The following is a 23409-nucleotide window of genomic DNA, read 5'->3' as shown; positions in this document are numbered from 1 at the left end:
TGTCCTCATTTCATTTTATTCAGGAGTCCTGTTATTATGAGAAAGGTCATTAAAAAATGGAGATGAATACAGATGTTTACTCAAGCTAATTTATTTTTGCTTCTTTTGCTGGCTATCGCTTTAATAGCGAAAAACCAGTCTTTAATCATTGCCGTCTCCGTGCTTTTGGTCATCAAGCTGGTGGGCCTTGACCAAAAGCTGTTTCCCTCCATACAGTCCAAGGGAATCAACTGGGGCGTGACAGTGATTACAATTGCTGTTTTAGTGCCTATCGCAACAGGGGAAATCGGTTTTAAACAGCTTCTCGAAGCGATGAAATCATATTATGCATGGATCGCTCTCGGGGCCGGCATCCTCGTAGCGCTGATCGCCAAAAACGGCATCACATTGCTTGCTGAAGATCCGCATATTACGACCGCCCTTGTTTTCGGAACGATTTTAGCCGTCGCTTTATTCAAAGGCATCGCGGTTGGCCCTTTAATCGGCGCCGGCATCGCGTATCTTGTCATGCAGGCCGTTCAGCATTTCACGCCTTAGGCAAGCCTTTTTATGAAAAAGCCCCCTTTTGAAAAAAAGGGGCTTTTTTTTAATAAGAAAAAACAGATCAAAACGTTTCGTGTATAAAAAAATTTCAGAGCCGTATTTTTTTAAAAAAACATAATTGAATATAAATAACACCGGTAAAACTACTAAAAATCTGTCAATAGAAGTCAGCTCGGCTAAAAAATAAGAAAAAAAAACTATAGTTAAACATTTAACAAATGTCTGATTATTGTTTATAATATAAATATGCTTAATCTTTATTAAGCTTATCGGAGTATTGAATGGTATAAAGAGACGCACAATTGTTTTATTTGAAAAACGATTTAATGTAAGCATTTTCTTTTTGGGTAGAAGAAGATGTATACATCATGCGTTGTTTTTACTCCTGGGTTTTGGTTTAATTTTAAAAGGGGAAATTTTTAAACAAGGGAGAGATGGATATGACAGCAACACGCGGCCTTGAAGGGGTAGTCGCCACTACATCATCAGTAAGTTCAATTATTGATGATACTCTTACATATGTAGGGTATAACATCGATGATTTGACAGAAAAAGCTAGCTTTGAAGAAGTTGTATATCTGCTTTGGCATTTAAAACTGCCGAACAGAGGAGAGCTTGCCGAGCTCAAAAAACAGTTTTCAGAAAACGCCGGCATCCCCAAAGAATTAATTGATCATTTCAAATCCTACTCAAATGGAAAAGTCCACCCGATGGCAGCGATTCGCACAGCCGTTTCTTTACTGGGGCTGTTCGATGAAGAAGCAGATCAAATGGATGCGGAAGCAAACTACAGAAAAGCGGTGCGCCTCCAAGCGAAGATGCCTGCACTTGTCGCTGCTTTTTCCAGAATTCGCAAAGGTCTGGAGCCTATCGATCCAAATCCGGAACTCGGATTTGCCGCCAATTTTCTTTATATGCTGAATGGAAAAGAACCTTCGCCGGTAGAAGTGGAAGCGTTTGATAAAGCTTTGATTCTGCATGCTGACCATGAATTGAACGCATCTACTTTCACAGCCAGAGTATGCGTGGCCACGCTTTCAGACGTTTACTCAGGTGTAACAGCAGCGATCGGCGCTTTGAAAGGTCCGCTTCACGGCGGTGCAAACGAAGCTGTTATGAAAATGCTTTCAGAGATTGGTGAAGTGGAAAACGTAGATTCGTATATTCAAGCCAAATTCGAAAAGAAAGAAAAGATTATGGGATTCGGTCACCGCGTATATCAGCAAGGAGATCCGCGCGCAAAACATTTGAAGGAAATGAGCAGGCGGCTGACGAATTTAACCGGTGAAAGCAAATGGTTTGAGATATCCCGGCAGACTGAGGAAATGGTCACATCTCAAAAAAAGCTCCCGCCAAACGTAGACTTTTATTCTGCATCGGTTTATCATAGCTTAGGGATTGACCATGATCTTTTCACCCCTATCTTTGCGATCAGCAGGGTATCAGGCTGGCTGGCGCATATTCTTGAGCAGTATGAAAACAACCGCCTGATCCGTCCGCGGGCTGATTATATCGGTCCTGACATGCAGACGTTCATTCCGATTGAAGAAAGAAGCTGATCAACTGTTAAAGAGGTTGTCCGCGCATCGTCTGGCCAGCCTCTTCCAGGCTTTATTTCAAACATGAAATCATGAATCTATGAAAAAACATGCTTGTCTCCCTTCAAAGGGGAAACAAATGTTTTTCTATATGCATTACATATTATGGGAGGTTTTATTGTGGCACAAGGTGAAAAAATTACAGTCTCTGGCGGAGTATTAAACGTTCCAAATAATCCGATCATCCCGTTTATTGAAGGGGACGGAACCGGTCCTGATATTTGGAGAGCGGCTTCCAGGGTTTTGGAGGCAGCTGTAGAAAAAGCGTATAACGGCGAAAAGAAGATTACTTGGAAAGAAGTCTATGCCGGGGAAAAGGCATACAACAAAACGGGAGAATGGCTTCCTGAAGAAACGCTGGACACGATCCGCGAATACCTCATTGCGATTAAAGGTCCTTTAACGACTCCTGTCGGCGGCGGAATCCGTTCATTAAACGTAGCCCTCAGACAAGAGCTGGATTTGTTTACATGCTTGCGCCCTGTCCGCTATTTCACCGGCGTACCTTCTCCGGTTAAACGCCCTGAAGATACAGACATGGTCATCTTCCGCGAAAATACGGAAGATATCTATGCGGGCATTGAGTATGCCAAAGGCTCAGAAGAGGTTGAAAAGCTGATTTCCTTCCTGAAAAACGAGCTTGGCGTCAACAAAATCCGTTTTCCTGAAACATCGGGAATCGGCATCAAGCCGGTTTCAGAGGAAGGCACATCAAGACTTGTCAGAGCTGCGATCGAATATGCGATTGAGCACGGCCGCAAATCTGTGACCCTTGTTCACAAAGGAAACATCATGAAATACACTGAAGGAGCCTTCAAAAACTGGGGCTATGAAGTGGCTGAAAAAGAATTCGGCGATAAAGTATTCACATGGGCTGAATATGACCGCATTGTAGAAAAAGACGGCAAAGACGCGGCAAATAAAGCGCAAAGCGAAGCTGAAGCGGCTGGAAAAATCATCGTCAAAGACAGTATTGCCGACATTTTCCTTCAGCAGATTCTGACTCGTCCGGCTGAGTTTGACGTCGTAGCGACAATGAACCTGAACGGGGACTACATTTCGGATGCCCTTGCAGCCCAAGTAGGGGGAATCGGCATCGCACCGGGAGCAAACATCAACTATGAAACAGGACATGCCATCTTTGAAGCGACTCATGGCACAGCACCTAAATATGCAGGCCTTGACAAGGTAAACCCGTCTTCGGTTATCCTTTCCGGCGTTCTGCTTCTTGAACACTTGAACTGGAACGAAGCTGCTGATCTTGTATTGAAAGCGATGGAAAAAACAATCGCATCCAAAGTCGTGACATACGATTTTGCGCGTTTGATGGACGGCGCGACAGAAGTGAAATGCTCTGAGTTCGGGGATGAACTCATTAAAAACATGTCTTAAGCGACAGGATTTCAAGAAAAACATCAAACAATACAAAGGGGTAGAAAAAATGGGAAAGAAGCGAAATAAAGTATCCGTCATTGGAGCAGGTTTTACTGGTGCAACAACCGCATTTTTAACGGCTCAAAAAGAATTGGCTGATGTCGTGCTGGTCGACATTCCGCAGCTGGAAAACCCTACAAAAGGGAAAGCGCTCGATATGCTTGAAGCAAGTCCTGTTCAAGGATTTGACGCAAACATTAAAGGGACGGCGAATTATGAAGACACAGCCGGTTCTGATATTGTCGTGATCACGGCGGGCATCGCAAGAAAGCCGGGGATGAGCCGGGACGACCTCGTGGCTACTAATGAAAAAATCATGAGGAGCGTCACAAAAGAAGTTGTCAAATATTCACCTGACTGTATCATCGTCGTTTTAACAAACCCTGTTGATGCGATGACTTACGCCGTATACAAGGAATCAGGTTTTCCGAAAGAGCGGGTCATCGGGCAGTCGGGGGTTTTGGATACTGCGAGATTCAGAACGTTTGTTGCTCAGGAGCTGAACCTATCTGTTAAAGACATCACAGGTTTTGTACTGGGGGGACACGGAGACGATATGGTTCCGCTTGTTCGCTACTCTTATGCCGGCGGCATTCCGCTGGAAACGCTTCTTCCAAAAGACCGGATTGATGCAATTGTCGAAAGAACAAGAAAAGGCGGGGGAGAAATTGTCAACCTGTTAGGAAACGGAAGCGCCTATTATGCGCCTGCCGCTTCCCTGACCGAGATGGTTGAGGCGATCTTGAAAGACCAGCGCCGCGTACTGCCGACCATTGCCTATCTTGAAGGTGAATACGGCTACAATGGGATTTATCTCGGTGTACCGACAATTATCGGCGGAAACGGTCTTGAGCAGATCATTGAACTTGACCTGACTGAAACTGAAAAAAGTCAGCTTGATCAATCGGCTCAATCGGTTAAAAACGTCATGAAAGTTCTCTCATAAAGAAAACAGGCAGGAAGGCTTTTACAAAGTCTTCCTGTTTTTTGGATAAAGGCGCTTTTACATAAACGAGAAAAAAGAAAATCAAGACATAAACATAGGCTGTCAGCATATACCTAATCATAATCATCTGCCCGGACATTTTCATCTTTTAAAGGATTTTGAACCTGTCATCAAACTTTTATCATTGAACGGCCGGATGTTTTGCCCAAAAAGAGATTTTATTTTTAAAACTATGAAAAATCAAATTGTCGAACAGAAAGGCTTTCGTTAAAATAAGAGTGAAAACGTTAATTACAGATAAAATAGAGATAGAGATGTCGGGGAAATATGAAGGCTGGAGGCATGTCATGAGCAAAAAGATATTAGTTGTAGACGATGAGGAATCGATTGTTACGCTTCTTAAATATAACCTTGAACGGTCGGGCTACCACGTAGTGACGGCTATGGACGGAGAGGCGGGTCTGTTGAAGGCGGTGGAAGAGAAGCCTGATCTGATCGTGCTTGATCTGATGCTCCCTAAAATGGACGGGATTGAAGTTTGCAAGGAGCTCAGACAGAAGAAGCTGATGTATCCGATTTTAATGCTGACCGCAAAAGACGATGAATTTGATAAAGTGCTCGGACTTGAGCTGGGAGCAGACGATTACATGACAAAGCCGTTCAGTCCGAGAGAGGTAACGGCAAGGGTCAAAGCCATTTTAAGAAGAACGCAGACTCTGCCTGTTCACTCGGATGAACCGGAAGAATTAGAGACAGGCGAATTGATCATCGGCGATCTTAAAATACTGCCTGAACATTACGAGGTCTACTTTCAAAATGAACGTCTCGAACTTACGCCAAAGGAATTCGAGCTTCTATTGTATCTTGGAAAGCATAAAGGAAGGGTGCTGACGAGAGACCTTCTGCTGAACGCCGTCTGGAATTATGACTTTGCCGGAGATACGCGCATTGTCGATGTCCATATCAGCCACCTTCGCGATAAAATCGAAAAAAATACAAAAAAACCAGAATATATTAAAACGATTAGAGGTCTAGGCTATAAAATGGAGGAGCCGAAACTGAATGATTAAATTCCGGACCCGGCTTTTAGCTGCCCTGCTGACGCTCTTGATTCTCGTTTTTGCCTCACTCGGTTTTCTGCTTGTTCACTTGTTCCATTCTTCCTACAACACAAAATTAAGCAGTCACATTGAAAAAGAGGCCGCCTTAATTGCTTCATTGGCGGATACCGGAAATCTGAAGTCTGCGGAAGAAGAGGCGCTTTTAAAGAAAGCAAGCCGTGAACTGGACAGTGATGTATCACTGGTTGATACAAAAGGTCAGGTTCTTTTTCATTTTGGCGGCCGTGCGGCAGATCAATCTGTCATAAAAGAAGCCCTTGAAACGGATTTAAACGGTGAAGGCGGAGGCTTCAGGATAAAACCGGATGATGAGTCTCTGTTCCGCTATGTCCAGCCGCTGAAAGAAGATGGGAAGCTGCTTGGCTATGTCTTCATCAGCTCGCCTCTCGATCCGCTGCATGATATCAACCAAAAGATCTGGATACTCCTCGGTGTCAGCCTTGGAACAGCTTTTTTGATCATAGCCGGGCTGGGAGCCAGAATCACGTCCCAATATACGAATCCGATTGAGTCTGCGACACAAGTTGCAATTGAGCTGGCAAAAGGAAACTATAAAGCCAGGACATTTAATGAAGATGAAACGATGCTGAGCCAGTCCATCAATATGCTGGCCCAGAATTTGCAGGACATGACGAGAGCCCAGGAAATGCAGCGGGACCGGCTGCAAACCGTGATCGAAAATATCGACTCAGGCTTGATCCTCATCGATGGAAAAGGCTACATCCATTTGGTGAACCGCGCCTACCAGAAGCAGTTTCATGTCGAGGCTGACCAGCTTCTTTACCATTTCTATCATGAAGTGCTTGAACATGAGGAGATCATCAATCTCATTGAAGAAATATTTATGACGGAAACAAAGGTCCGCAAGATGTTCAAGCTGCCGATCAGAATTGAAAGGAGATATTTTGAGGTCGACGGCGTTCCGATCATCGGAATCAATGATGAATGGAAAGGAATCGTTCTCGTCTTCCACGATATGACGGAAAGAAAGCAGCTTGAAGAAATGAGGAAGGACTTTGTCGCGAATGTCTCCCATGAACTGAAAACACCGATCACTTCAATCAAAGGATTTACAGAGACGCTGATGGACGGAGCCATGAATGAGCGGGAAACCCTGCTGCAGTTCCTCTCGATCATTTTAAAAGAAAGCGGCCGGCTGCAAACCCTTATTCAGGATCTGTTGGACCTTTCGAAAATTGAGCAGCAAAACTTCACTTTAAATATTCAAGATTGTGATATCGGCGAAATTCTTGCAGAAATCGAAATGCTTTTAAAGAATAAAGCAGAGGAAAAAGGCATCACACTGATGCTGAAGAAGCCGAAGGACCAGGCGGCTGCTACAGGAGACCCGCACAGATTAAAGCAGATTTTTTTAAATTTGGTGAACAATGCGCTCACATATACACCGGAAAATGGCAGTGTGACCATTTCTGCAGAAGTGCTTGAAGATGAAGTGCAAGTCAAGATAGAGGACACGGGTATCGGCATCAAGCGTTCGCAGATCCCGAGAATTTTTGAACGTTTTTACAGGATTGATAAAGACAGAAGCAGGAACTCGGGCGGGACCGGTCTCGGCCTTGCAATTGTTAAGCATTTAGTCGAAGCGCATCATGGAGAAATCGATGTCGAAAGCGAGCAAGGAAAAGGCACCGTATTTACGGTCCGCTTAAAACGCGCTTCAAACGAGCCGGAATAAGCAAACTTTACAAAGGCTTTACAACTTCTATATACACCTTTAAAACTTGGCTGATAGGATCATTAGTGAAACCCCTTCATCCAAGGAGCCATATGGACGGACGCGAAGATCAAACGCGTCCCTTTTTTTATTTCCTTTAATGGAAAGGACTCTGATTTTCCTTTCAAAATGAACTTTGCTAAAATAAAATAAGCCACTATGAGCATGAAGTTGAATGGAAGCGAAAGAATCGGCTTCTTAGGAGGATAAAGATGACTGAAAGAAAAAAATTAGTGTTAGTTGACGGAAACAGCCTTGCTTACCGTGCGTTTTTCGCCCTGCCTCTTCTCAGCAATGAAAAAGGAATACATACAAACGCGGTATACGGTTTTACAACCATTTTGATGAAGATGCTTGAAGAAGAAAAGCCAACCCATATGCTGGTCGCTTTTGATGCGGGAAAAACAACGTTCAGACATAAAACCTTTAAAGAATATAAAGGAGGCAGGCAAAAAACGCCCCCTGAACTTTCCGAGCAACTGCCGTTTATTCAGGAACTCTTGGATGCTTACAAGATCTCCAGGTATCAGCTTGAAAACTATGAGGCGGACGATATTATCGGAACACTTGCCAAATCTGCCGAGAAAGACGGTTTTGAAGTCAAAATCTTTTCCGGCGATAAAGATTTGACACAGCTTGCGACGAAAGAAACAACGGTTGCCATCACGAAAAAAGGCATTACAGATGTTGAATATTATACGCCTGAACACGTTCAAGAAAAATATGGACTCGCCCCTCGGCAAATCATCGATATGAAAGGCTTGATGGGAGATGCATCAGACAATATTCCGGGCGTTCCCGGCGTCGGCGAAAAAACGGCGATCAAGCTTTTAAAACAGTTCCATACGGTTGAAGCCCTTTTATCATCAATAGATGAGGTGAGCGGGAAAAAGCTGAAAGAAAAGCTTGAAGAGTTTCAAGAACAAGCGTTGATGAGCAAAGAGCTTGCGACAATCATCACGGAAGCTCCGCTTGAGCTCACTCTTGACGGCCTCGGGTATGAAGGCTTTGACAGGGAAGCGGTTGTGAAGCTGTTTAAGGATCTCGGCTTTAACTCATTGCTTGAAAGGCTTGGAGAAGAGCCGGAGGAAACAGAAGCAGAACAGTTTGAGGACATTGAGGTAACGATCAAAACTGACATTTCCGATGACTTGTTTGCATCACCGGCTTCAGTTGTTGTCGAACAGCTTGGAGACAATTACCACGAAGCTCCGATTCTCGGTTTTTCGATCGTCAATGAAAATGGCGTCTTCTTCATTCCGCAGGAGACGGCCGTTCATTCCGACCGTTTTAAAGAATGGGCAGAGGATGAGTCGAAAAAGAAATGGGTGTTTGATGCGAAGCGTGCGGCTGTTGCTTTGCGCTGGCAGGGCATTGAATTGAAAGGGGCTGAATTTGACGTTCTCCTCGCGGCCTACATCATCAATCCGGGACACTCGTATGATGATGTTGCAAGCGTTGCGAAGGAACATCACCTGCAGCTCGTCTCCTCTGATGAAGCGGTCTATGGAAAAGGTGCGAAACAGGCTGTTCCCGCTGAAAAAGAACTTGCCGATCATTTGGGCAGAAAAGGAAAGGCAATTTCACTGCTCCGCGAAAAGCTGCTTGATGAATTAGAAAAAAACGAACAGCTTGAGCTGTTTGAAGATCTCGAAATGCCTCTCGCCCATATTCTCGGTGAGATGGAATCCATCGGCGTCCAAGTCGATGTGGACAGGCTGAAAAAAATGGGTGACGAGCTTTCCGGAAAATTGAAAGAGTATGAAGAGAAAATTCACGAGTCTGCTGGTGAGACGTTTAACATCAACTCACCTAAGCAGCTTGGCGTGATATTGTTTGAAAAACTCGGCCTGCCGGTCATCAAAAAAACGAAAACAGGCTTTTCCACATCAGCCGATGTTTTGGAAAAGCTTCGCGACAAACATGTCATCATCGAAGACATCCTGCATTACAGACAAATCGGCAAGCTGCAGTCCACATATGTCGAAGGGCTCTTAAAAGTTATCCGCAAAGACAGCCATAAAGTGCATACGCGCTTCAACCAAGCTTTAACACAGACGGGAAGGCTGAGCTCGACCGATCCAAACCTGCAAAATATACCGATCAGGCTTGAAGAGGGCCGGAAAATCCGGCAGGCGTTTGTTCCATCGCAAAAAGGCTGGCTGATGTTTGCAGCGGATTATTCGCAAATCGAACTGAGGGTTCTCGCCCATATATCAAAGGATAAAAATTTAATTGAAGCTTTTACGAATGATATGGACGTTCATACGAAAACGGCGATGGATGTTTTCCATGTATCTGAAGAAGAAGTCACACCGGCGATGAGAAGACAGGCAAAAGCCGTTAATTTCGGAATCGTCTACGGCATCAGCGACTACGGTCTGTCGCAAAATCTGGGGATTACCAGAAAGGAAGCGGCTGCGTTTATTGAACGGTATTTCAACAGCTTCCAGGGAGTCAAAGAATACATGGAAGAAACCATTCAGGAAGCAAAACAGAAAGGCTATGTCACGACGCTGTTAAGCCGGAGAAGGTATATTCCGGAACTGACGAGCCGGAACTTCAATCTCCGCAGCTTTGCCGAGCGGACGGCGATGAATACCCCGATCCAGGGAAGCGCTGCTGATATTATTAAAAAAGCGATGATCCAAATGGCAGAAAAGCTGAAAGAAAAAGATCTCCAAGCCAAACTGCTATTACAAGTGCATGATGAATTGATTTTTGAAGCGCCTGAAGAAGAAATCAAAGAGCTTGAAAAGCTGGTTCCGGAAGTGATGGAAAATGCATTAGAGCTCGATGTTCCGCTTAAAGTGGACTGCTCTTCAGGACATTCTTGGTATGACGCCAAATAAAGAAAAGGAAGTGATGATGTGCCGGAATTGCCAGAAGTCGAAACCGTCCGGCGCACTCTTGCCGGACTTGTAAAAGGGAAAACAATCGATGCGGTTGACATTAGATGGACAAAGATCATTAAACGGCCGGCAGAACCTGAGGCATTTGCAAGACTTCTTGCCGGACAGACGATTCAGTCGATAGACAGAAGAGGAAAGTTCTTATTGTTTCATCTCGATCACTGTGTCATGGTTTCACATTTGAGAATGGAAGGGAAGTACGGTCTCCACCAAAACGGGGAGCCTCTTGATAAACACGTGCATGTCATTTTCAGGTTTACAGACGGAACGGAGCTCCGCTATCGGGATGTCAGAAAATTTGGCACGATGCATTTGTTTAACCCGGGCGAGGAACAGACGGAGCTGCCTCTCAGGCAGCTCGGCCCGGAGCCTTTCAGCGACGAGTTTACAATCGGGTATTTAAGGGAGCGTCTGCAAAAAACAAACCGTTCGATTAAAACCGCGCTACTCGATCAGCGGACAGTCGTCGGATTGGGAAATATATATGTGGATGAGGCGCTGTTCAGAGCCGGCATCCACCCGGAAGCCGTTTCAAACAAGCTGACGAAAAAACAGACGGCTCTGCTGCATGAAGAAATCGTTAAAACGTTAAAAGAAGCGGTTGAAGCAGGAGGAAGCACAGTCAGGTCTTATATCAACTCACAAGGGGAAATCGGCATGTTCCAGCTCAAGCTCTTCGTCTACGGCCGTAAAGATGAACCTTGTAAAACATGCGGAATGGCTATTGAAAAAACGGTCGTTGGAGGGAGAGGTACGCATTTCTGTGTAAAATGCCAAAAAAAATGATGATCACATAAAGGTTAAATCCGGGCCGTAAAGGCAAGTCATATCTGGTTTCAGGCTGAGTTTTATAGCCGTCTGCGCAGCGGTTTTTAGGGTGTGTTGGCTCTTTTTCGATGAACAATACACAGATGGTTTTCTTTTCTCATATATATAAGAAGCCTATAAAAGCTGCCTAAGGCTAAAAAACTTACACAGCCGCATCAACAGAAAGGAAGAACCGGATATGATGTTTGCGTCATTCTTGCTGCTGGCATTTGCCGTCAGCCTGGACAGTTTTTCAGTCGGATTTACTTACGGATTGCGAAAGCTGAAAATTCCTTTTAAAGCGATTTTGATTATCGCATTTTGCTCAGGCGTCGTTATGCTGATTGCCATGATGATCGGGTCTCTTTTGGCGAAATTTTTCCCGGTTGTGATAACAGAGAGGCTCGGAGCCGTTATTTTAATGGGGATCGGCGTTTGGGTGCTGTATCAATTCTTCCGGCCGGAGAAAGAACAGGAACTTGTCCTTTCAGAGAAGACGCTGATTAACCTTGAACTGAAATCACTCGGAATCGTCATTCATATCTTAAGGACGCCGACAAGCGCTGATATTGATAAATCAGGCATTATTACCGGCATGGAAGCTGTCCTGCTCGGTTTCGCCCTGTCGATTGACGCGTTTGGCGCGGGGATCGGAGCAGCCGCACTCGGTTTTTCGCCTGTTCCGATGAGTATAACGGTAGCCGTCATGAGCTCTTTATTTGTGTTTTTTGGCATTCAGGCAGGCCGTTTTTTATCAAAATGGAACTGGATGGATAAACTGACCTTTCTTCCCGGTATATTGCTGATCATGATCGGAATTTGGAAACTGTAAGAAGGAGGTGTGAGTTTTGACATTGGTCATCGGTTTAACCGGAGGTATTGCCAGCGGAAAAAGCACTGTCGCACATATGTTTCAGCAGTGCGGCATCACTGTAGTTGATGCCGATGTGATCGCAAAGGAAGCCGTTGAACAGGGGATGCCTGCATACCGAGACATTGTGTCGGCATTTGGAGACGGCATACTGCTTGAAACGGGTGATATCGACCGGAAAATACTCGGAGAGATTGTATTTACAAACGAACAAAAAAGAATGCAATTAAATGAGATCGTCCATCCGGAAGTGAGAAAAACGATGATCATACAACGCGATGAAGCCATTCAGGCCGGAGAGCAGTTTGTGATCCTTGATATTCCGCTTTTGTATGAAAGCGGGCTTGAACATTTGACAGACAAAGTGATCGTCGTCTGGGTGCCGAAAGAGCTTCAGCTCAAGCGGCTGATGAAAAGAAACCAACTCAATGAAGATGAGGCGCTGAACCGAATTCATGCCCAGTTCTCCCTAGACGAAAAAAAGAAAAAGGCTGACGCCGTCATCGACAACAGCGGCAGCCTGAAGGATACAGAAAAGCAGCTTTATCAGCTGCTTGACACATGGTCAAACCTTGAAAAGTGAGTGCGTGAACGCGCTCACTTTTTTTATTTAATTATTTTTAAACTGACTGAAGTTTGCATAATACAGCGCCGAACGTTGGGCTCCCGCATACCGCTCGGCGAAAGCTTTTGCGTTCCCTGCTTTCATCGCCCGATAGCTGTAATTAGATGAAGGATTCCAGCTGGTCTCCGCTGATTTCTGCCCCTTTATGGCCGGGTATGACCCGACATCTTTAAACAGGCCGTCTCCGTAATCATCCAATATGCCGCCTTTCTCGCTGCCTGCGCCGAAGTAATTGGCTTCCGAATAAATTTTCGCCTTCGTCGTAATCGTAAAGCCAAGGTGGAAGTTGTTGATATAATTGTTTTTCACATGAAAATAGCCGTACCGCATCAGCCCGGGAGCCCTGACATAGAGATTGTCGAAATAATTATGGCTGATCGTCATCCGCGGATAACCGTCATATATATTGTGGTACTGCTGATCATCTTCAGGCCAGCCGAGAATCAGGCCGTATTTGTGGTCTGTGAATTTGCTGTGGGACAGTGTAACATAATCGGCTTTGGCGCCGACGTATAAGAGCTTGTCGACATCTGGGCCGTTTTCTGAATAGCTGTGTCCCTGAAATGTGACATGGTCAATCCAGTAGTTTCTCGAATCGGTAATATATACAGGGATGTCGTTGTTTTCACGAATGGATTGATCATGCGCGATCGTCAGGTTTTTAAAAATGATATTGCCTGAACTCGCGTTTGTTTTGAAGTAAATGTTGTTCAGATTATGTTTTTCAAACGAGCCGACAATCGTTTTATTGGCGCCCACTGTCAAGACCGTTTTTGCCGAAGCACTGATATTGTTGGAAACCACAACGGTTCGCGGTGTTGTATCTTCGATATTTGCCTTCAGCTCCGCCAGGTTGTTGACATAGACGACATTTCCAAGCAGGCCGCCGGTTGTGCCTGTTTTTTGCCTGCCGTTCGTTTCCTTTGCATATCCGCCGAAACCTTCGAGCCCGTCGCTTGGCAGCTTCCACTTTTGGAGGGAGCTGCCGGTATATTTGACGAGCTTCACTCCGCTTCCGTCTAATGTCAGCGCCAGATTGTTGTTTAGCGCACTGACGATTTTATAAGTGATAAAATCTCCATTCCCATCTTTGTCTGCTCCGATGATGTTCCACAATTCTTCCTTCCGTGAGTTGTCATAGTAGACCACAGCGGGATTATTGTCTGAGAGCGCGTAATGAGCCGGAATGATAATTTTGCCGTTATTCATATTTCTGATTTTGAACTGTTTTCCGTCTGAAGTATCAAGCCGCCATCTCTCCTCTTTTTCTCCGCTCGTCTGTTTTGTTGTAAGCGGGGCGTTGTCCTGATCACCGAGAGGGGTGATGTTTAAGCCTGATGAACTTTCCAGCCGGATTCTCTGCTTCGGATAATGTTCGTCTGCAGCAGAGGCGTATGTGGTGCCGAATACAAAATAAATGCTTGCCGCAAATAAAAAAGAAATGATAAACCATGCATTTTTGTTTAGATTCATGTTTGTCCTTCCTTGAAGACACTGCCTTCTGTTGTGTGAAAAATTAGCGCTGTTGCAAATTGTAGCACTTAAGATGTATTTGAAATATATGCTTTAAGAATGATTTTTCTTAGTCATTTGTTCACTTTTTCACAAAAATGCGTAAATTTGATGTAAAAGGAACAAATGGTATGGCTAATTCAAAATAATGTGTTATACTTATTTTGAATAAAACATGATGTGGAATGACATAAAAAATAAGGGGTGTATGTTTGATGAAAGTGAAAGTAGCGATAAACGGATTCGGCCGCATCGGCAGAATGGTGTTTAGAAAAGCGATGCTTGATGAACAGATTGACATTGCAGTGATCAATGCGAGCTATCCGGCAGAAACGCTGGCTCATTTAATAAAGTATGACACAAATCACGGACGCTATCAGCTTGATGTCAAAGCAGAGGAAGACCATCTTTTAGTAAACGGTCAAAAGGTCATGCTGACCAATCAAAGAGATCCAAGGCTTCTGCCGTGGGCAGATAATGAAATAGACATTGTGGTCGAAGCGACAGGCAAGTTTAATTCGAAGGAAAAAGCGGAAGCGCATATCGAAGCTGGAGCGAAAAAGGTCATTTTAACGGCTCCGGGTAAAAATGAAGATATTACGATCGTGATGGGCGTAAATGAGCGCGAGTTCGATGCTGAACGCCATACGATTATTTCGAATGCATCGTGTACGACAAATTGTCTTGCACCCGTCGCAAAAGTGCTTGATGATGCATTTGGAATCGAAAATGGCCTTGTCACGACCGTCCACGCGTTTACCAACGATCAAAAAAACATTGACAATCCGCACAAAGACCTGAGAAGAGCCCGTGCCTGCGGATCTTCGATCATTCCCACGACAACTGGCGCAGCGAAAGCGCTGTCTCTGGTCATGCCGCATTTAAAAGGAAGAATGCATGGATTGGCTTTGCGGGTGCCTGTTTCAAATGTTTCACTCGTTGACCTTGTCGCGGATTTAAAAAGTGATGTATCTGCTGAAGAAATAAATGAAGCGTTCCGCATGGCAGCTGCAGGGTCCATGTCAGGAATCATCGACGTATGCGACGAACCGCTCGTGTCATCAGACTTTAACACAAATCCATATTCAGCCGTCATTGACAGCCTTTCAACGATGGTGCTTGAAAACAGAAAAATGAAAGTGCTTGCATGGTATGACAATGAATGGGGATACTCCTGCAGGGTTGTTGATTTAATCAGATATGTCGCTTCAAGAATGAAACATCCATCAGCTGTATAAAATAAAAGCATGGACGGATAAAAAATAAATACCCCTTAACCATGATTTAATAAAACCGCCTTGCAAAAAATATTCAAACAAAGTATACTATTTTTCGTGAACTTCTAGTGCGTGAGCGCTTCGGCATTACTTAAAGGGTTAGGACCTCTCCGGACTAACTTTCCCCCGTGGTAAATGACCGGTTCAGTTGCTTGGAAATTCACTTTTCTAATTCTTGTTAAGGGGGGTCCATGCTATGGAAACAATGGGGCGTCACGTTATCTCCGAACTGTGGGGATGCGATTTTGATAAGCTGAATGACATGGATTTTATTGAAAAAACGTTTGTAAATGCGGCACTAAAGTCAGGTGCTGAGGTACGTGAGGTAGCCTTTCATAAGTTTGCGCCACAAGGCGTAAGCGGGGTCGTGATCATTTCTGAATCTCACCTGACCATCCACAGTTTTCCTGAACACGGATATGCCAGCATTGATGTTTATACTTGCGGAGATTTAGATCCGAACGTAGCTGCGGATTATATCGCAGAAGAATTAAGAGCGGAAACAAGAGAGAACATTGAAATACCAAGAGGCATGGGACCTGTTCAAATTAAACAGGCAAAAGCCAAAGCGCAGGCACTTTAATGCCGATGGAGGAGCTGGATAAAAAAGCGGTCACCGCTTTTTAAAATCCGCTCCTTTTTCTTTCCTTTTATGACAAACCTCCAGAACGCACCTTCCGTCATTTTCTTCCCTGATTTGTTTTCCCTTGGAAATGAAGAGTTTTTTTAATAAAATATAGAGAAGAAAGGCAAAGGGGATAAGGGATATATGAGTATTTTCCAAAAAATTCAGGGGTTTATTTCAACGCACGCCGAAACGTCTGACCGCCATCCTTTGGACGAGCTGAAAAGCCGCTATTATAAAGCGACAGCCAAACAAGCGCTGGAAGCTGTCTTGGAAGTGCTGGAAGGGTTTGACGGATGCACCGTGATATCGGTGTCAGAAGAAAGAGGAGAAATAAGCGCTGAAATCAAAAAAACGAGAAAGGCTTTTCTGGTGGCGACAGTCGTTTCGATTGGCCCTTTTGATACAGCCGTAGATTTTAATGTATCGACGGAAACATTTTTACCGACTGATTTTGGCTGCAGCCGCAGCATGGTCTCAACGGTTTATCGGGAATTGGACCGAAAGCTTGCTAAGGCTGTAAAACCAAACAACTGAATAGGGAGCTGAAAAAATGAAATGTCCAGCATGTCAGCATAATGGGACGAGGGTTTTGGACTCCCGTCCGGTTGACGAAGGCAGATCCATTCGCAGAAGACGCGAGTGCGAATCGTGCAATTATCGGTTTACTACATTTGAAAAAGTGGAAGAAATTCCGCTGATCGTCGTGAAAAAAGAAGGGATTCGCGAGGAATTCAGCCGGGAGAAAATGCTCCGCGGCTTGATTAAAGCCTGTGAAAAGCGGCCTGTCGCTTTAAAGCAGCTTGAAGATATTTGTTTTGAAATTGAAAAAGAGCTCAGAAATCAAGGCGTCTCTGAAGTCAAAAGCGAGAATATCGGGGAAATGGTGATGGATCGTTTAGCGAAAATCGATGAAGTCGCATATGTCCGCTTTGCTTCAGTATACCGTCAATTTAAAGATATCAATGTTTTTATCGATGAGCTGAAAGACTTAATAAAGAAAGAACGGTAAAGAGCTGTCAATATATCCAGCTCTTTTCTCATGACAAAAACGACATGAAAACCTGAAAAAGGTGTAAAATGAGGACAAGAAACAAAGTGGAAGGTTGACAAAAGATATGAGTAATTATTGGAAAGATTTGCTTCCCGTTGATCCTTACATCGTTAAAAGCCATGGATTGCTGCAGGATCTGGACAGGCAAATTATCACGCTATTGTATCAGCCTTTAATCGGCTCTTTTTCGCTCGGCTTGTTTTTCACGCTGTGGGGGGAGCTGGAACAAAACAGAGTTTGGGGAAGAAAAAGCTCGACCCACAGACAGCTGATGGGGACGATGCAGATCAATCTGAAAACGATTCACGCCGAAAAGGAAAAGCTTGAGGGGATCGGACTGTTAAAAACCTATATGAAAGAAACGGAGCATGAGCGTTTATTTATATATGAACTGATCCCGCCGCTTAGGCCGGACGAGTTTTTTCAAGACGGAATGCTGAATGTGTTCTTATACAACCGCGTCGGAAAAGCAAGGTTTCAGCAGCTGAAAGAATATTTCGCACATCCTTCCATTCCGGAAGAAGCCCGTGATATGACCCGTTCGTTCAACGAGGTTTTTTCATCCGTCCAGCCGAGCGAATGGAAGATGTCCGAGGATATGGCCGATGCGATGGAGCTTAGTGACGATCAGGAATTTATGAAAGAGGGAAAAAGCAAACCGATTTCTATAACAGACAATGCTTTTGACTTTCAATTGTTTATGGCCGGTTTATCTGAAACGCTCATACCGAGAAAGGCGCTGACAGATCAAGTGAAGGAAACGATCAAAAAGCTCGCCTTCCTTTACGGGATCGAGCCGCTGCAAATGCAAAGCGTTGTCATGTCCGCAGTGAACGAACATGATACAATCACAACAGAAGCGCTCAGAAAAGCGGCGAGCGACTGGTATCAAATCGAGAGAAACGGTTTGCTTCCGGAGCTCGTGGATAAAGTGCAGCCGCTCAAGCTTCGTGAACATACAAGTGAACAGTCCCCGAAGAGCTCAAAGGAAGACACCTTAATCGCTCAGCTTGAACAGGTATCGCCAAGGAAGCTGCTGCAGGATATCGCGGGAGGAGCCGAGCCTCCAAAAGCCGATTTGAAAATCATAGAAGAAATCATGCTTGACCAAAAATTAGAGCCGGGTGTCATCAATGTTCTGATCTATTATGTCATGTTGAAAACCGATATGAAGCTTTCAAAAAACTACATCCAAAAAATCGCTTCCCACTGGGCCAGAAAAAAAGTGCAGACGGTCAGGGAAGCCATGCAGCTCGCAAAAGAAGAAAACCGCCAGTACCTGGAGTGGGCAGAAGGAAAGAAAAAGCAGACCTCGCGAAGCAATAAAGTCATCAGGGAGGAAAAGCTGCCTGATTGGCTTCAGGAAAGCGAAGCATCCGAGAGTCAGCCTGACCAAAAACAGCAGGCTGCACCAAACAATGAGGACTTTGATCAGCAGAAACAGATGCTGCTTGAAGAAATGAAAAAACTGAAAAACCATTCCGCCCTTTAAGTGAGGTGAACAAGATTATGGAGCCGATTAAACGGGCTTTACAAGGCGTAACGACTAGACCTGATTTTAAAAAACGCCTTCAAGATATGAAAGCAAAAGTTCTTTCTGACAAGGACATTCAGGCATTTTTAAAAAACCATCAGTCTGAAGTGGATGAAGGAATGATCGAGAGAAGCTTAAACAAGCTTTATGAGTATACACAGCAAAGCAAAGCCTGCAGCAGCTGCCCAAGTCTCAAAGAATGCAAAAACCTGATTCAGGGCTATCACCCAAGGCTGGTGCTGAACGGGAAAACGATTGATGTCCAATATGACACCTGCCCGGAAAAACGCAAGGCTGATGAATTGGAAAGGCAGCGTTCATTAATTAAAAGCATCTATATTCAAAAGGATCTTTTGGAGGCTACGTTTGCAGATATTGACGGTGATGACCCGAGCAGACTGAAGGTGATTCAGCTTGTGACTGAATTCTTCCATCACTATAATGAGACGGGCAAAGGCAAAGGGATTTATGTACACGGAAAATTCGGCGTCGGCAAAACCTTTATGCTGGCCGCCATTGCCAATGAGCTTGCCGCGAAGGATCATCCGTCCATCCTTGTCTATGTCCCCGAGTTTGTCAGGGAGCTGAAAAATGCCATACACGACCAGTCATTGGAAGGAAAGCTTGATATGGTCAAGACGACACCGATCCTTATGCTTGATGATATCGGAGCGGAGTCCATGTCCAGCTGGGTCAGGGATGAAGTGCTCGGCACGATCCTTCAGCACAGGATGTCCCAGCAGCTGCCGACGTTCTTCTCTTCAAATTTTGATCCGAAAGAGCTGAAACATCATTTCACATACTCCCAAAGGGGAGAAAAAGAAGAGGTAAAGGCGGCAAGGCTGATGGAAAGGGTTCTCTACCTTGCAACACCTGTCAGGCTTGATGGGAAAAACCGGCGGCAATAACGCGCAAGGATAGATCAGGGAGATGAAAGAACATGCGGAAAAAAGCCTTTGGCAAATGGGCGGTGATTGCTGTGCTTGCGGCCGCCGGATTATGGTTTAATGCAAAGTATCTGAACCTCAATCCCCGTCATATCAGGGAAGGGGTCTTATCCTTCGGCATTTTTGCCCCGCTGATTTATATCGGATTATTAATGATCCGGCCGTTTTTGCTGCTCCCCGCTTCGGTGTTCGCCGTGAGCGGAGGCCTTGCATTCGGTCCGCTGTTTGGATCTTTGTATTCTTTTATAGGGGCCGCCGGAGGGGCGTTTTTATCATTCGCTCTTGCCTACAGGCTTGGCGGCAGCTTCACAAAAACGCCTCTGAAGCTTGAAGCTTTTCGGATGCTTTTGCAAAAAAACGGTTTTTTCTGTATTCTGCTGCTGAGGCTTGCACCGATTCATTTTGATGCGGTCAGCTATGCGGCGGGCGTCTCAAAGGTCAAGCCCCTGTCCTTTTTGGCGGCCACGGCCGCGGGCATTATTCCGGGCACCATTATTTTAAATGCGCTCGGATCAAGCCTGCTGTCCGGAGACATCATCGCGATTACGATCATCGTCATGATCTATCTCCTCTTCATCACCGTTCCGCTTTTGTTCAGAAAAAAGGTGCAGGAGCTGTTTGATTAATGGCTTATCCTTTTTTTTAAGTCTATTTTATTTGTCTCCCCCATATACATGTATCAGATGTTGTTAGGGGGGACAAACATGCTTGAAATTACATTTGAAGATGATTATGATACAGCCGCGTTTTTACATCTGCTTCGAAATGCGGATTTAAACCGGCATATCAAGATTCATGAAACGGCAGGGAAGATCGGAATTGAAAAGACCCATTCCTCTGTCAGTATCCAAACCTACATTCTGCCCATTCTGACGAGATTTTTTACAGAATGCAAAGAAGATGAATATATGCTTTCGGTTATTGAAGGTGATTATTACTTTTTGGATCGGGATGAACAGCAGCAAATTCTTCAATTGGCCCACAGCATAATGGAGGGCGAACTGGAAGGGCTACCGCTCAATCAGGACGATACCCCTCGAGAATATTACATCATGCAGGAGCTCAAAACGATCTGTCTTGAAGAAAATGCCTTTTCGATTCGTTCCTTTATGACGTTCCGGCTCGGCAAGTATTATGAACGCTTGAGAGGGTATGTCGAGGCCGCAATCGATGAATATAAAATGGAACAGGAATACCAGACATTTATCCAATCGCTGAGAGACTATGTGATGTCGAAGGAGCCGATGCTTGACCATGTTCACATTGTTCATGACGATTATTTTGTCTTGTGGGAATTAAAGTATATTTCAGAACGGGAACAAAAAAAATACATAGACAGGCGGTTCGTCAGAGAACACCCGATGTATATTGATTCCCGCCTGCTGGCACCTCTCGTATCGATAGCGCCGAGGAAAATCGACCTTTATACAGGGAACCGGGAGCATGCGATGGTACAGACGATTCAAAATATTTTCCAGGAGCGGGTGCGGATTTTTTCACTTGATTCCTTTCATCCGCAGGAAAACATTTTAGAAGAGCATTCTTGATTTTAGATGGGAAACGATTTATAATACGATATAAACTTAAGATTCCATGTATGGATAAGGACATGAGAAGATGAACACCGGTTTGACAGAGAGGGAGACCAAGGCTGCAAGTCTCTTAACCAAGGATCATTTTTTTACCGCCTTTGAACATCAGTTGTAAACGACAATTTGTCAAGTAATGACTGACGGGACTTCCCGTTACAGAACCGAAAGCCGAAAACGCTCAAGGATTTTTTGCGTTTTTCGGGAAAAAGGGTGGAACCACGAATTCCGTTTATCAATCCTCGTCCCTTTCTTAGGGGGACGGGGATTTTTTATTTTGTAAAAAAAAGGAGTGACTAGGATGTCAGATATGGTAAAAATCAAATTTCCTGACGGAGCGGTTAAGGAGTTTCCAAAAGCGACGACAACAGAAGATATCGCGGCATCAATCAGTCCCGGCCTGAAGAAAAAAGCGATTGCCGGAAAATTAAACAGCAAACCAATCGATCTGCGCGCACCGATCCTTGAGGACGGCGCCATCGAAATCATTACAGAAGGCGGTGACGAAGCGCTTGAAATCATGCGCCACAGCACGGCGCACTTAATGGCGCAGGCGATCAAACGGCTTTATAAAAACGTCAAATTCGGCGTCGGTCCGGTTATTGAAAACGGCTTCTACTATGATGTGGATATGGAAGAAGCGCTTACTCCGGAAGACCTTCCGAAGATCGAAAAAGAAATGAAAAAAATCATCGGAGAAAATCTGCCGATCGTCAGAAAAGAAGTCAGCCGTGACGAAGCGAAAGCGCGGTTTGCCGAAATCGGCGATGACTTGAAACTGGAACTGCTTGATGCGATTCCGGAAGGTGAAACGGTATCAATCTATGAACAAGGCGAATTTTTCGATCTGTGCCGCGGCGTCCACGTTCCATCAACAGGAAAAATTAAAGAATTGAAACTGCTGAGCCTTGCCGGTGCATATTGGCGCGGCGACAGCAACAACAAGATGCTTCAGCGCATTTACGGTACAGCTTTCTTTAAAAAAGCAGAGCTTGAAGAGCATCTGCGTCTGCTTGAAGAAGCAAAAGAACGCGACCATAGAAAACTTGGAAAAGAATTGAAGTTGTTTGCGATTTCGCAAAAGGTTGGTCAAGGCCTGCCGCTCTGGCTGCCGAAGGGTGCGACAATCAGACGCGTCATCGAACGCTATATCGTTGATAAAGAGCTTGCTCTCGGCTATGAGCACGTCTATACACCAGTCCTTGGCAGCAAAGAGCTTTATGAAACGTCAGGCCACTGGGATCATTATCAAGACACAATGTTCCCGCCGATTGAAATGGACAATGAAACTTTGACGCTTCGCCCGATGAACTGTCCGCATCACATGATGATCTATAAAAATGATATCCACAGCTACCGCGAGCTGCCGATCCGGATCGCAGAGCTCGGAACGATGCACCGCTATGAAATGTCAGGCGCTCTTTCAGGTCTTCAGCGCGTCCGCGGGATGACATTGAATGACGCTCACATTTTCGTCCGCCCTGATCAAATCAAAGACGAATTCATCCGCACTGTCCGCTTGATTCAGGAAGTCTATGAAGATTTCGGGCTTGAACAGTATACATTCCGCTTGTCTTACCGTGATCCGGAAGATACAGAGAAATACTATGATGATGACGAGATGTGGAATAAAGCGCAATCGATGCTGAAAGAAGCGATGGACGAGATTGGACATGACTACTACGAAGCAGAAGGAGAAGCGGCGTTCTACGGACCGAAGCTTGACGTTCAGGTCAAAACAGCAATCGGCAAAGAAGAAACACTGTCAACTGTACAGCTGGACTTCCTGCTTCCTGAAAAATTCGATCTGACATATGTCGGAGAAGACGGAAAACCCCACCGTCCGGTCGTGATTCACAGAGGCGTCGTATCAACAATGGAACGCTTTGTTGCTTTCTTAATTGAAGAGCATAAAGGTGCGCTGCCGACATGGCTTGCGCCGGTGCAGTTCCAAGTCATCCCTGTGTCGCCGTCCGTACATCTTGACTATGCAAAACAAGTGCAGGAACGCCTGCAGCGCGAAGGTCTGCGCGTTGAAGTCGACAGCCGCGATGAAAAAATCGGCTATAAGATCCGTGAAGCACAAATGCAAAAGATTCCGTACATGCTTGTCGTGGGCGACCAGGAAGCCGCAAATGAAGCGGTCAACGTCCGCAAATACGGAGAACAAAAATCAGAAACGGTCCCACTTCAAGATTTCGTGAAAAAAGCCGTCGCTGAAGCGAAAAAGTAGACATTAAAAAAGCATGGCCCATAGGGAGCCATGCTTTTTTCGTTTA

Annotated in this window: 20 protein-coding genes; 19 read left to right on the top strand and 1 reads right to left on the bottom strand. The window is 45.0% G+C overall.

Going from position 1 to position 23409, the window contains the following annotated elements:
- Positions 1 to 72: 72 nt before the first annotated feature.
- The 10 genes from BTA30_RS19665 to coaE all read left to right on the top strand — a co-directional run bounded on the left by BTA30_RS19665 (position 73) and on the right by coaE (position 12550).
- The gene (locus BTA30_RS19665) at positions 73 to 537 is read left to right on the top strand and encodes a DUF441 domain-containing protein (protein ID WP_076763255.1); all 465 of its coding nucleotides are present in this window, start codon (positions 73 to 75) and stop codon (positions 535 to 537) included.
- 446 nt (positions 538 to 983) lie between these two features.
- A complete protein-coding gene (gene citZ, locus BTA30_RS19660) occupies positions 984 to 2102 on the top strand; it encodes a citrate synthase (protein ID WP_076763252.1) in 1119 nt (372 codons plus the stop codon).
- A 159-nt stretch (positions 2103 to 2261) separates the two neighbouring features.
- On the top strand, positions 2262 to 3533 hold the full coding sequence (icd, locus tag BTA30_RS19655) for an NADP-dependent isocitrate dehydrogenase (protein WP_076763249.1): 1272 nt from the start codon (positions 2262 to 2264) through the stop codon (positions 3531 to 3533).
- A 49-nt stretch (positions 3534 to 3582) separates the two neighbouring features.
- Positions 3583 to 4521: a malate dehydrogenase gene (gene mdh, locus BTA30_RS19650; RefSeq protein ID WP_076763246.1), complete on the top strand. Its 939-nt coding sequence runs from the start codon at positions 3583 to 3585 to the stop codon at positions 4519 to 4521.
- A 347-nt stretch (positions 4522 to 4868) separates the two neighbouring features.
- Entirely contained in the window at positions 4869 to 5591 is a 723-nt protein-coding gene (locus BTA30_RS19645; RefSeq protein WP_076763244.1) for a response regulator transcription factor, read from the top strand.
- The gene (gene pnpS / locus BTA30_RS19640; protein ID WP_076763242.1) at positions 5584 to 7338 is read left to right on the top strand and encodes a two-component system histidine kinase PnpS; all 1755 of its coding nucleotides are present in this window, start codon (positions 5584 to 5586) and stop codon (positions 7336 to 7338) included. The genes BTA30_RS19645 and pnpS overlap by 8 nt, the downstream gene beginning before the upstream one ends.
- A gap of 251 nt (positions 7339 to 7589) precedes the next feature.
- Positions 7590 to 10229, top strand: coding sequence for a DNA polymerase I (gene polA, locus BTA30_RS19635; RefSeq protein WP_076763240.1), 2640 nt, complete (start codon positions 7590 to 7592; stop codon positions 10227 to 10229).
- 18 nt (positions 10230 to 10247) lie between these two features.
- Positions 10248 to 11075, top strand: coding sequence for a DNA-formamidopyrimidine glycosylase (gene mutM, locus BTA30_RS19630; protein WP_076763238.1), 828 nt, complete (start codon positions 10248 to 10250; stop codon positions 11073 to 11075).
- Between the two features lie 220 nt (positions 11076 to 11295).
- Positions 11296 to 11928, top strand: a complete 633-nt coding sequence (ytaF, locus tag BTA30_RS19625) for a sporulation membrane protein YtaF (RefSeq protein WP_076763235.1) — start codon at positions 11296 to 11298, stop codon at positions 11926 to 11928.
- 16 nt (positions 11929 to 11944) lie between these two features.
- Complete coding sequence (gene coaE / locus BTA30_RS19620; RefSeq protein ID WP_076763232.1) at positions 11945 to 12550, top strand: dephospho-CoA kinase; 606 nt, start codon at positions 11945 to 11947, stop codon at positions 12548 to 12550.
- Between the two features lie 27 nt (positions 12551 to 12577).
- On the opposite strand, the gene BTA30_RS19615 is transcribed toward coaE, so the two are convergent.
- A complete protein-coding gene (locus BTA30_RS19615) occupies positions 12578 to 13801 on the bottom strand; it encodes a pectate lyase family protein (RefSeq protein WP_239693637.1) in 1224 nt (407 codons plus the stop codon).
- 518 nt (positions 13802 to 14319) lie between these two features.
- On the opposite strand from BTA30_RS19615, the gene BTA30_RS19610 reads away from it, so the two are divergent.
- From BTA30_RS19610 to thrS, 9 genes are all read left to right on the top strand, one after another.
- The gene (locus BTA30_RS19610; RefSeq protein ID WP_076763227.1) at positions 14320 to 15342 is read left to right on the top strand and encodes a glyceraldehyde-3-phosphate dehydrogenase; all 1023 of its coding nucleotides are present in this window, start codon (positions 14320 to 14322) and stop codon (positions 15340 to 15342) included.
- A 235-nt stretch (positions 15343 to 15577) separates the two neighbouring features.
- Complete coding sequence (speD, locus tag BTA30_RS19605) at positions 15578 to 15964, top strand: adenosylmethionine decarboxylase (protein WP_076763224.1); 387 nt, start codon at positions 15578 to 15580, stop codon at positions 15962 to 15964.
- 186 nt (positions 15965 to 16150) lie between these two features.
- On the top strand, positions 16151 to 16543 hold the full coding sequence (locus tag BTA30_RS19600) for a cytosolic protein (protein WP_076763221.1): 393 nt from the start codon (positions 16151 to 16153) through the stop codon (positions 16541 to 16543).
- 16 nt (positions 16544 to 16559) lie between these two features.
- On the top strand, positions 16560 to 17018 hold the full coding sequence (gene nrdR, locus BTA30_RS19595) for a transcriptional regulator NrdR (RefSeq protein WP_076763218.1): 459 nt from the start codon (positions 16560 to 16562) through the stop codon (positions 17016 to 17018).
- A 106-nt stretch (positions 17019 to 17124) separates the two neighbouring features.
- Positions 17125 to 18552 (top strand): replicative helicase loading/DNA remodeling protein DnaB, encoded by a 1428-nt coding sequence (gene dnaB / locus BTA30_RS19590; protein WP_076763216.1) that lies wholly within the window; start codon positions 17125 to 17127, stop codon positions 18550 to 18552.
- Between the two features lie 17 nt (positions 18553 to 18569).
- On the top strand, positions 18570 to 19502 hold the full coding sequence (gene dnaI / locus BTA30_RS19585) for a primosomal protein DnaI (RefSeq protein WP_076763212.1): 933 nt from the start codon (positions 18570 to 18572) through the stop codon (positions 19500 to 19502).
- A gap of 32 nt (positions 19503 to 19534) precedes the next feature.
- Positions 19535 to 20167, top strand: coding sequence for a TVP38/TMEM64 family protein (locus BTA30_RS19580; protein WP_076763209.1), 633 nt, complete (start codon positions 19535 to 19537; stop codon positions 20165 to 20167).
- A 78-nt stretch (positions 20168 to 20245) separates the two neighbouring features.
- The gene (ytxC, locus tag BTA30_RS19575; RefSeq protein ID WP_076763207.1) at positions 20246 to 21088 is read left to right on the top strand and encodes a putative sporulation protein YtxC; all 843 of its coding nucleotides are present in this window, start codon (positions 20246 to 20248) and stop codon (positions 21086 to 21088) included.
- A gap of 343 nt (positions 21089 to 21431) precedes the next feature.
- Entirely contained in the window at positions 21432 to 23363 is a 1932-nt protein-coding gene (gene thrS / locus BTA30_RS19570; protein ID WP_076763204.1) for a threonine--tRNA ligase, read from the top strand.
- Positions 23364 to 23409: the final 46 nt, after the last annotated feature.

Origin of the sequence: Bacillus swezeyi (genome assembly GCF_001969815.1) — a bacterium.
GTDB classification, from domain to species: domain Bacteria; phylum Bacillota; class Bacilli; order Bacillales; family Bacillaceae; genus Bacillus; species Bacillus swezeyi.
This window is presented reverse-complemented; position numbering and strand designations above follow the sequence as displayed.

Bases quoted from the DNA above. Each gene is read 5' to 3' on its own strand.
- BTA30_RS19665 (WP_076763255.1), top strand. From the start codon at position 73: ATGTTTACTCAAGCTAATTTATTTTTGCTTCTTTTGCTGGCTATCGCT.
- citZ (WP_076763252.1), top strand. From the start codon at position 984: ATGACAGCAACACGCGGCCTTGAAGGGGTAGTCGCCACTACATCATCA.
- mdh (WP_076763246.1), top strand. From the start codon at position 3,583: ATGGGAAAGAAGCGAAATAAAGTATCCGTCATTGGAGCAGGTTTTACT.
- BTA30_RS19645 (WP_076763244.1), top strand. From the start codon at position 4,869: ATGAGCAAAAAGATATTAGTTGTAGACGATGAGGAATCGATTGTTACG.
- pnpS (WP_076763242.1), top strand. From the start codon at position 5,584: ATGATTAAATTCCGGACCCGGCTTTTAGCTGCCCTGCTGACGCTCTTG.
- polA (WP_076763240.1), top strand. From the start codon at position 7,590: ATGACTGAAAGAAAAAAATTAGTGTTAGTTGACGGAAACAGCCTTGCT.
- ytaF (WP_076763235.1), top strand. From the start codon at position 11,296: ATGATGTTTGCGTCATTCTTGCTGCTGGCATTTGCCGTCAGCCTGGAC.
- BTA30_RS19615 (WP_239693637.1), bottom strand. From the start codon at position 13,801: ATGAATAACGGCAAAATTATCATTCCGGCTCATTACGCGCTCTCAGAC.
- BTA30_RS19610 (WP_076763227.1), top strand. From the start codon at position 14,320: ATGAAAGTGAAAGTAGCGATAAACGGATTCGGCCGCATCGGCAGAATG.
- speD (WP_076763224.1), top strand. From the start codon at position 15,578: ATGGAAACAATGGGGCGTCACGTTATCTCCGAACTGTGGGGATGCGAT.
- BTA30_RS19600 (WP_076763221.1), top strand. From the start codon at position 16,151: ATGAGTATTTTCCAAAAAATTCAGGGGTTTATTTCAACGCACGCCGAA.
- nrdR (WP_076763218.1), top strand. From the start codon at position 16,560: ATGAAATGTCCAGCATGTCAGCATAATGGGACGAGGGTTTTGGACTCC.
- dnaB (WP_076763216.1), top strand. From the start codon at position 17,125: ATGAGTAATTATTGGAAAGATTTGCTTCCCGTTGATCCTTACATCGTT.
- dnaI (WP_076763212.1), top strand. From the start codon at position 18,570: ATGGAGCCGATTAAACGGGCTTTACAAGGCGTAACGACTAGACCTGAT.
- BTA30_RS19580 (WP_076763209.1), top strand. From the start codon at position 19,535: ATGCGGAAAAAAGCCTTTGGCAAATGGGCGGTGATTGCTGTGCTTGCG.
- ytxC (WP_076763207.1), top strand. From the start codon at position 20,246: ATGCTTGAAATTACATTTGAAGATGATTATGATACAGCCGCGTTTTTA.
- thrS (WP_076763204.1), top strand. From the start codon at position 21,432: ATGTCAGATATGGTAAAAATCAAATTTCCTGACGGAGCGGTTAAGGAG.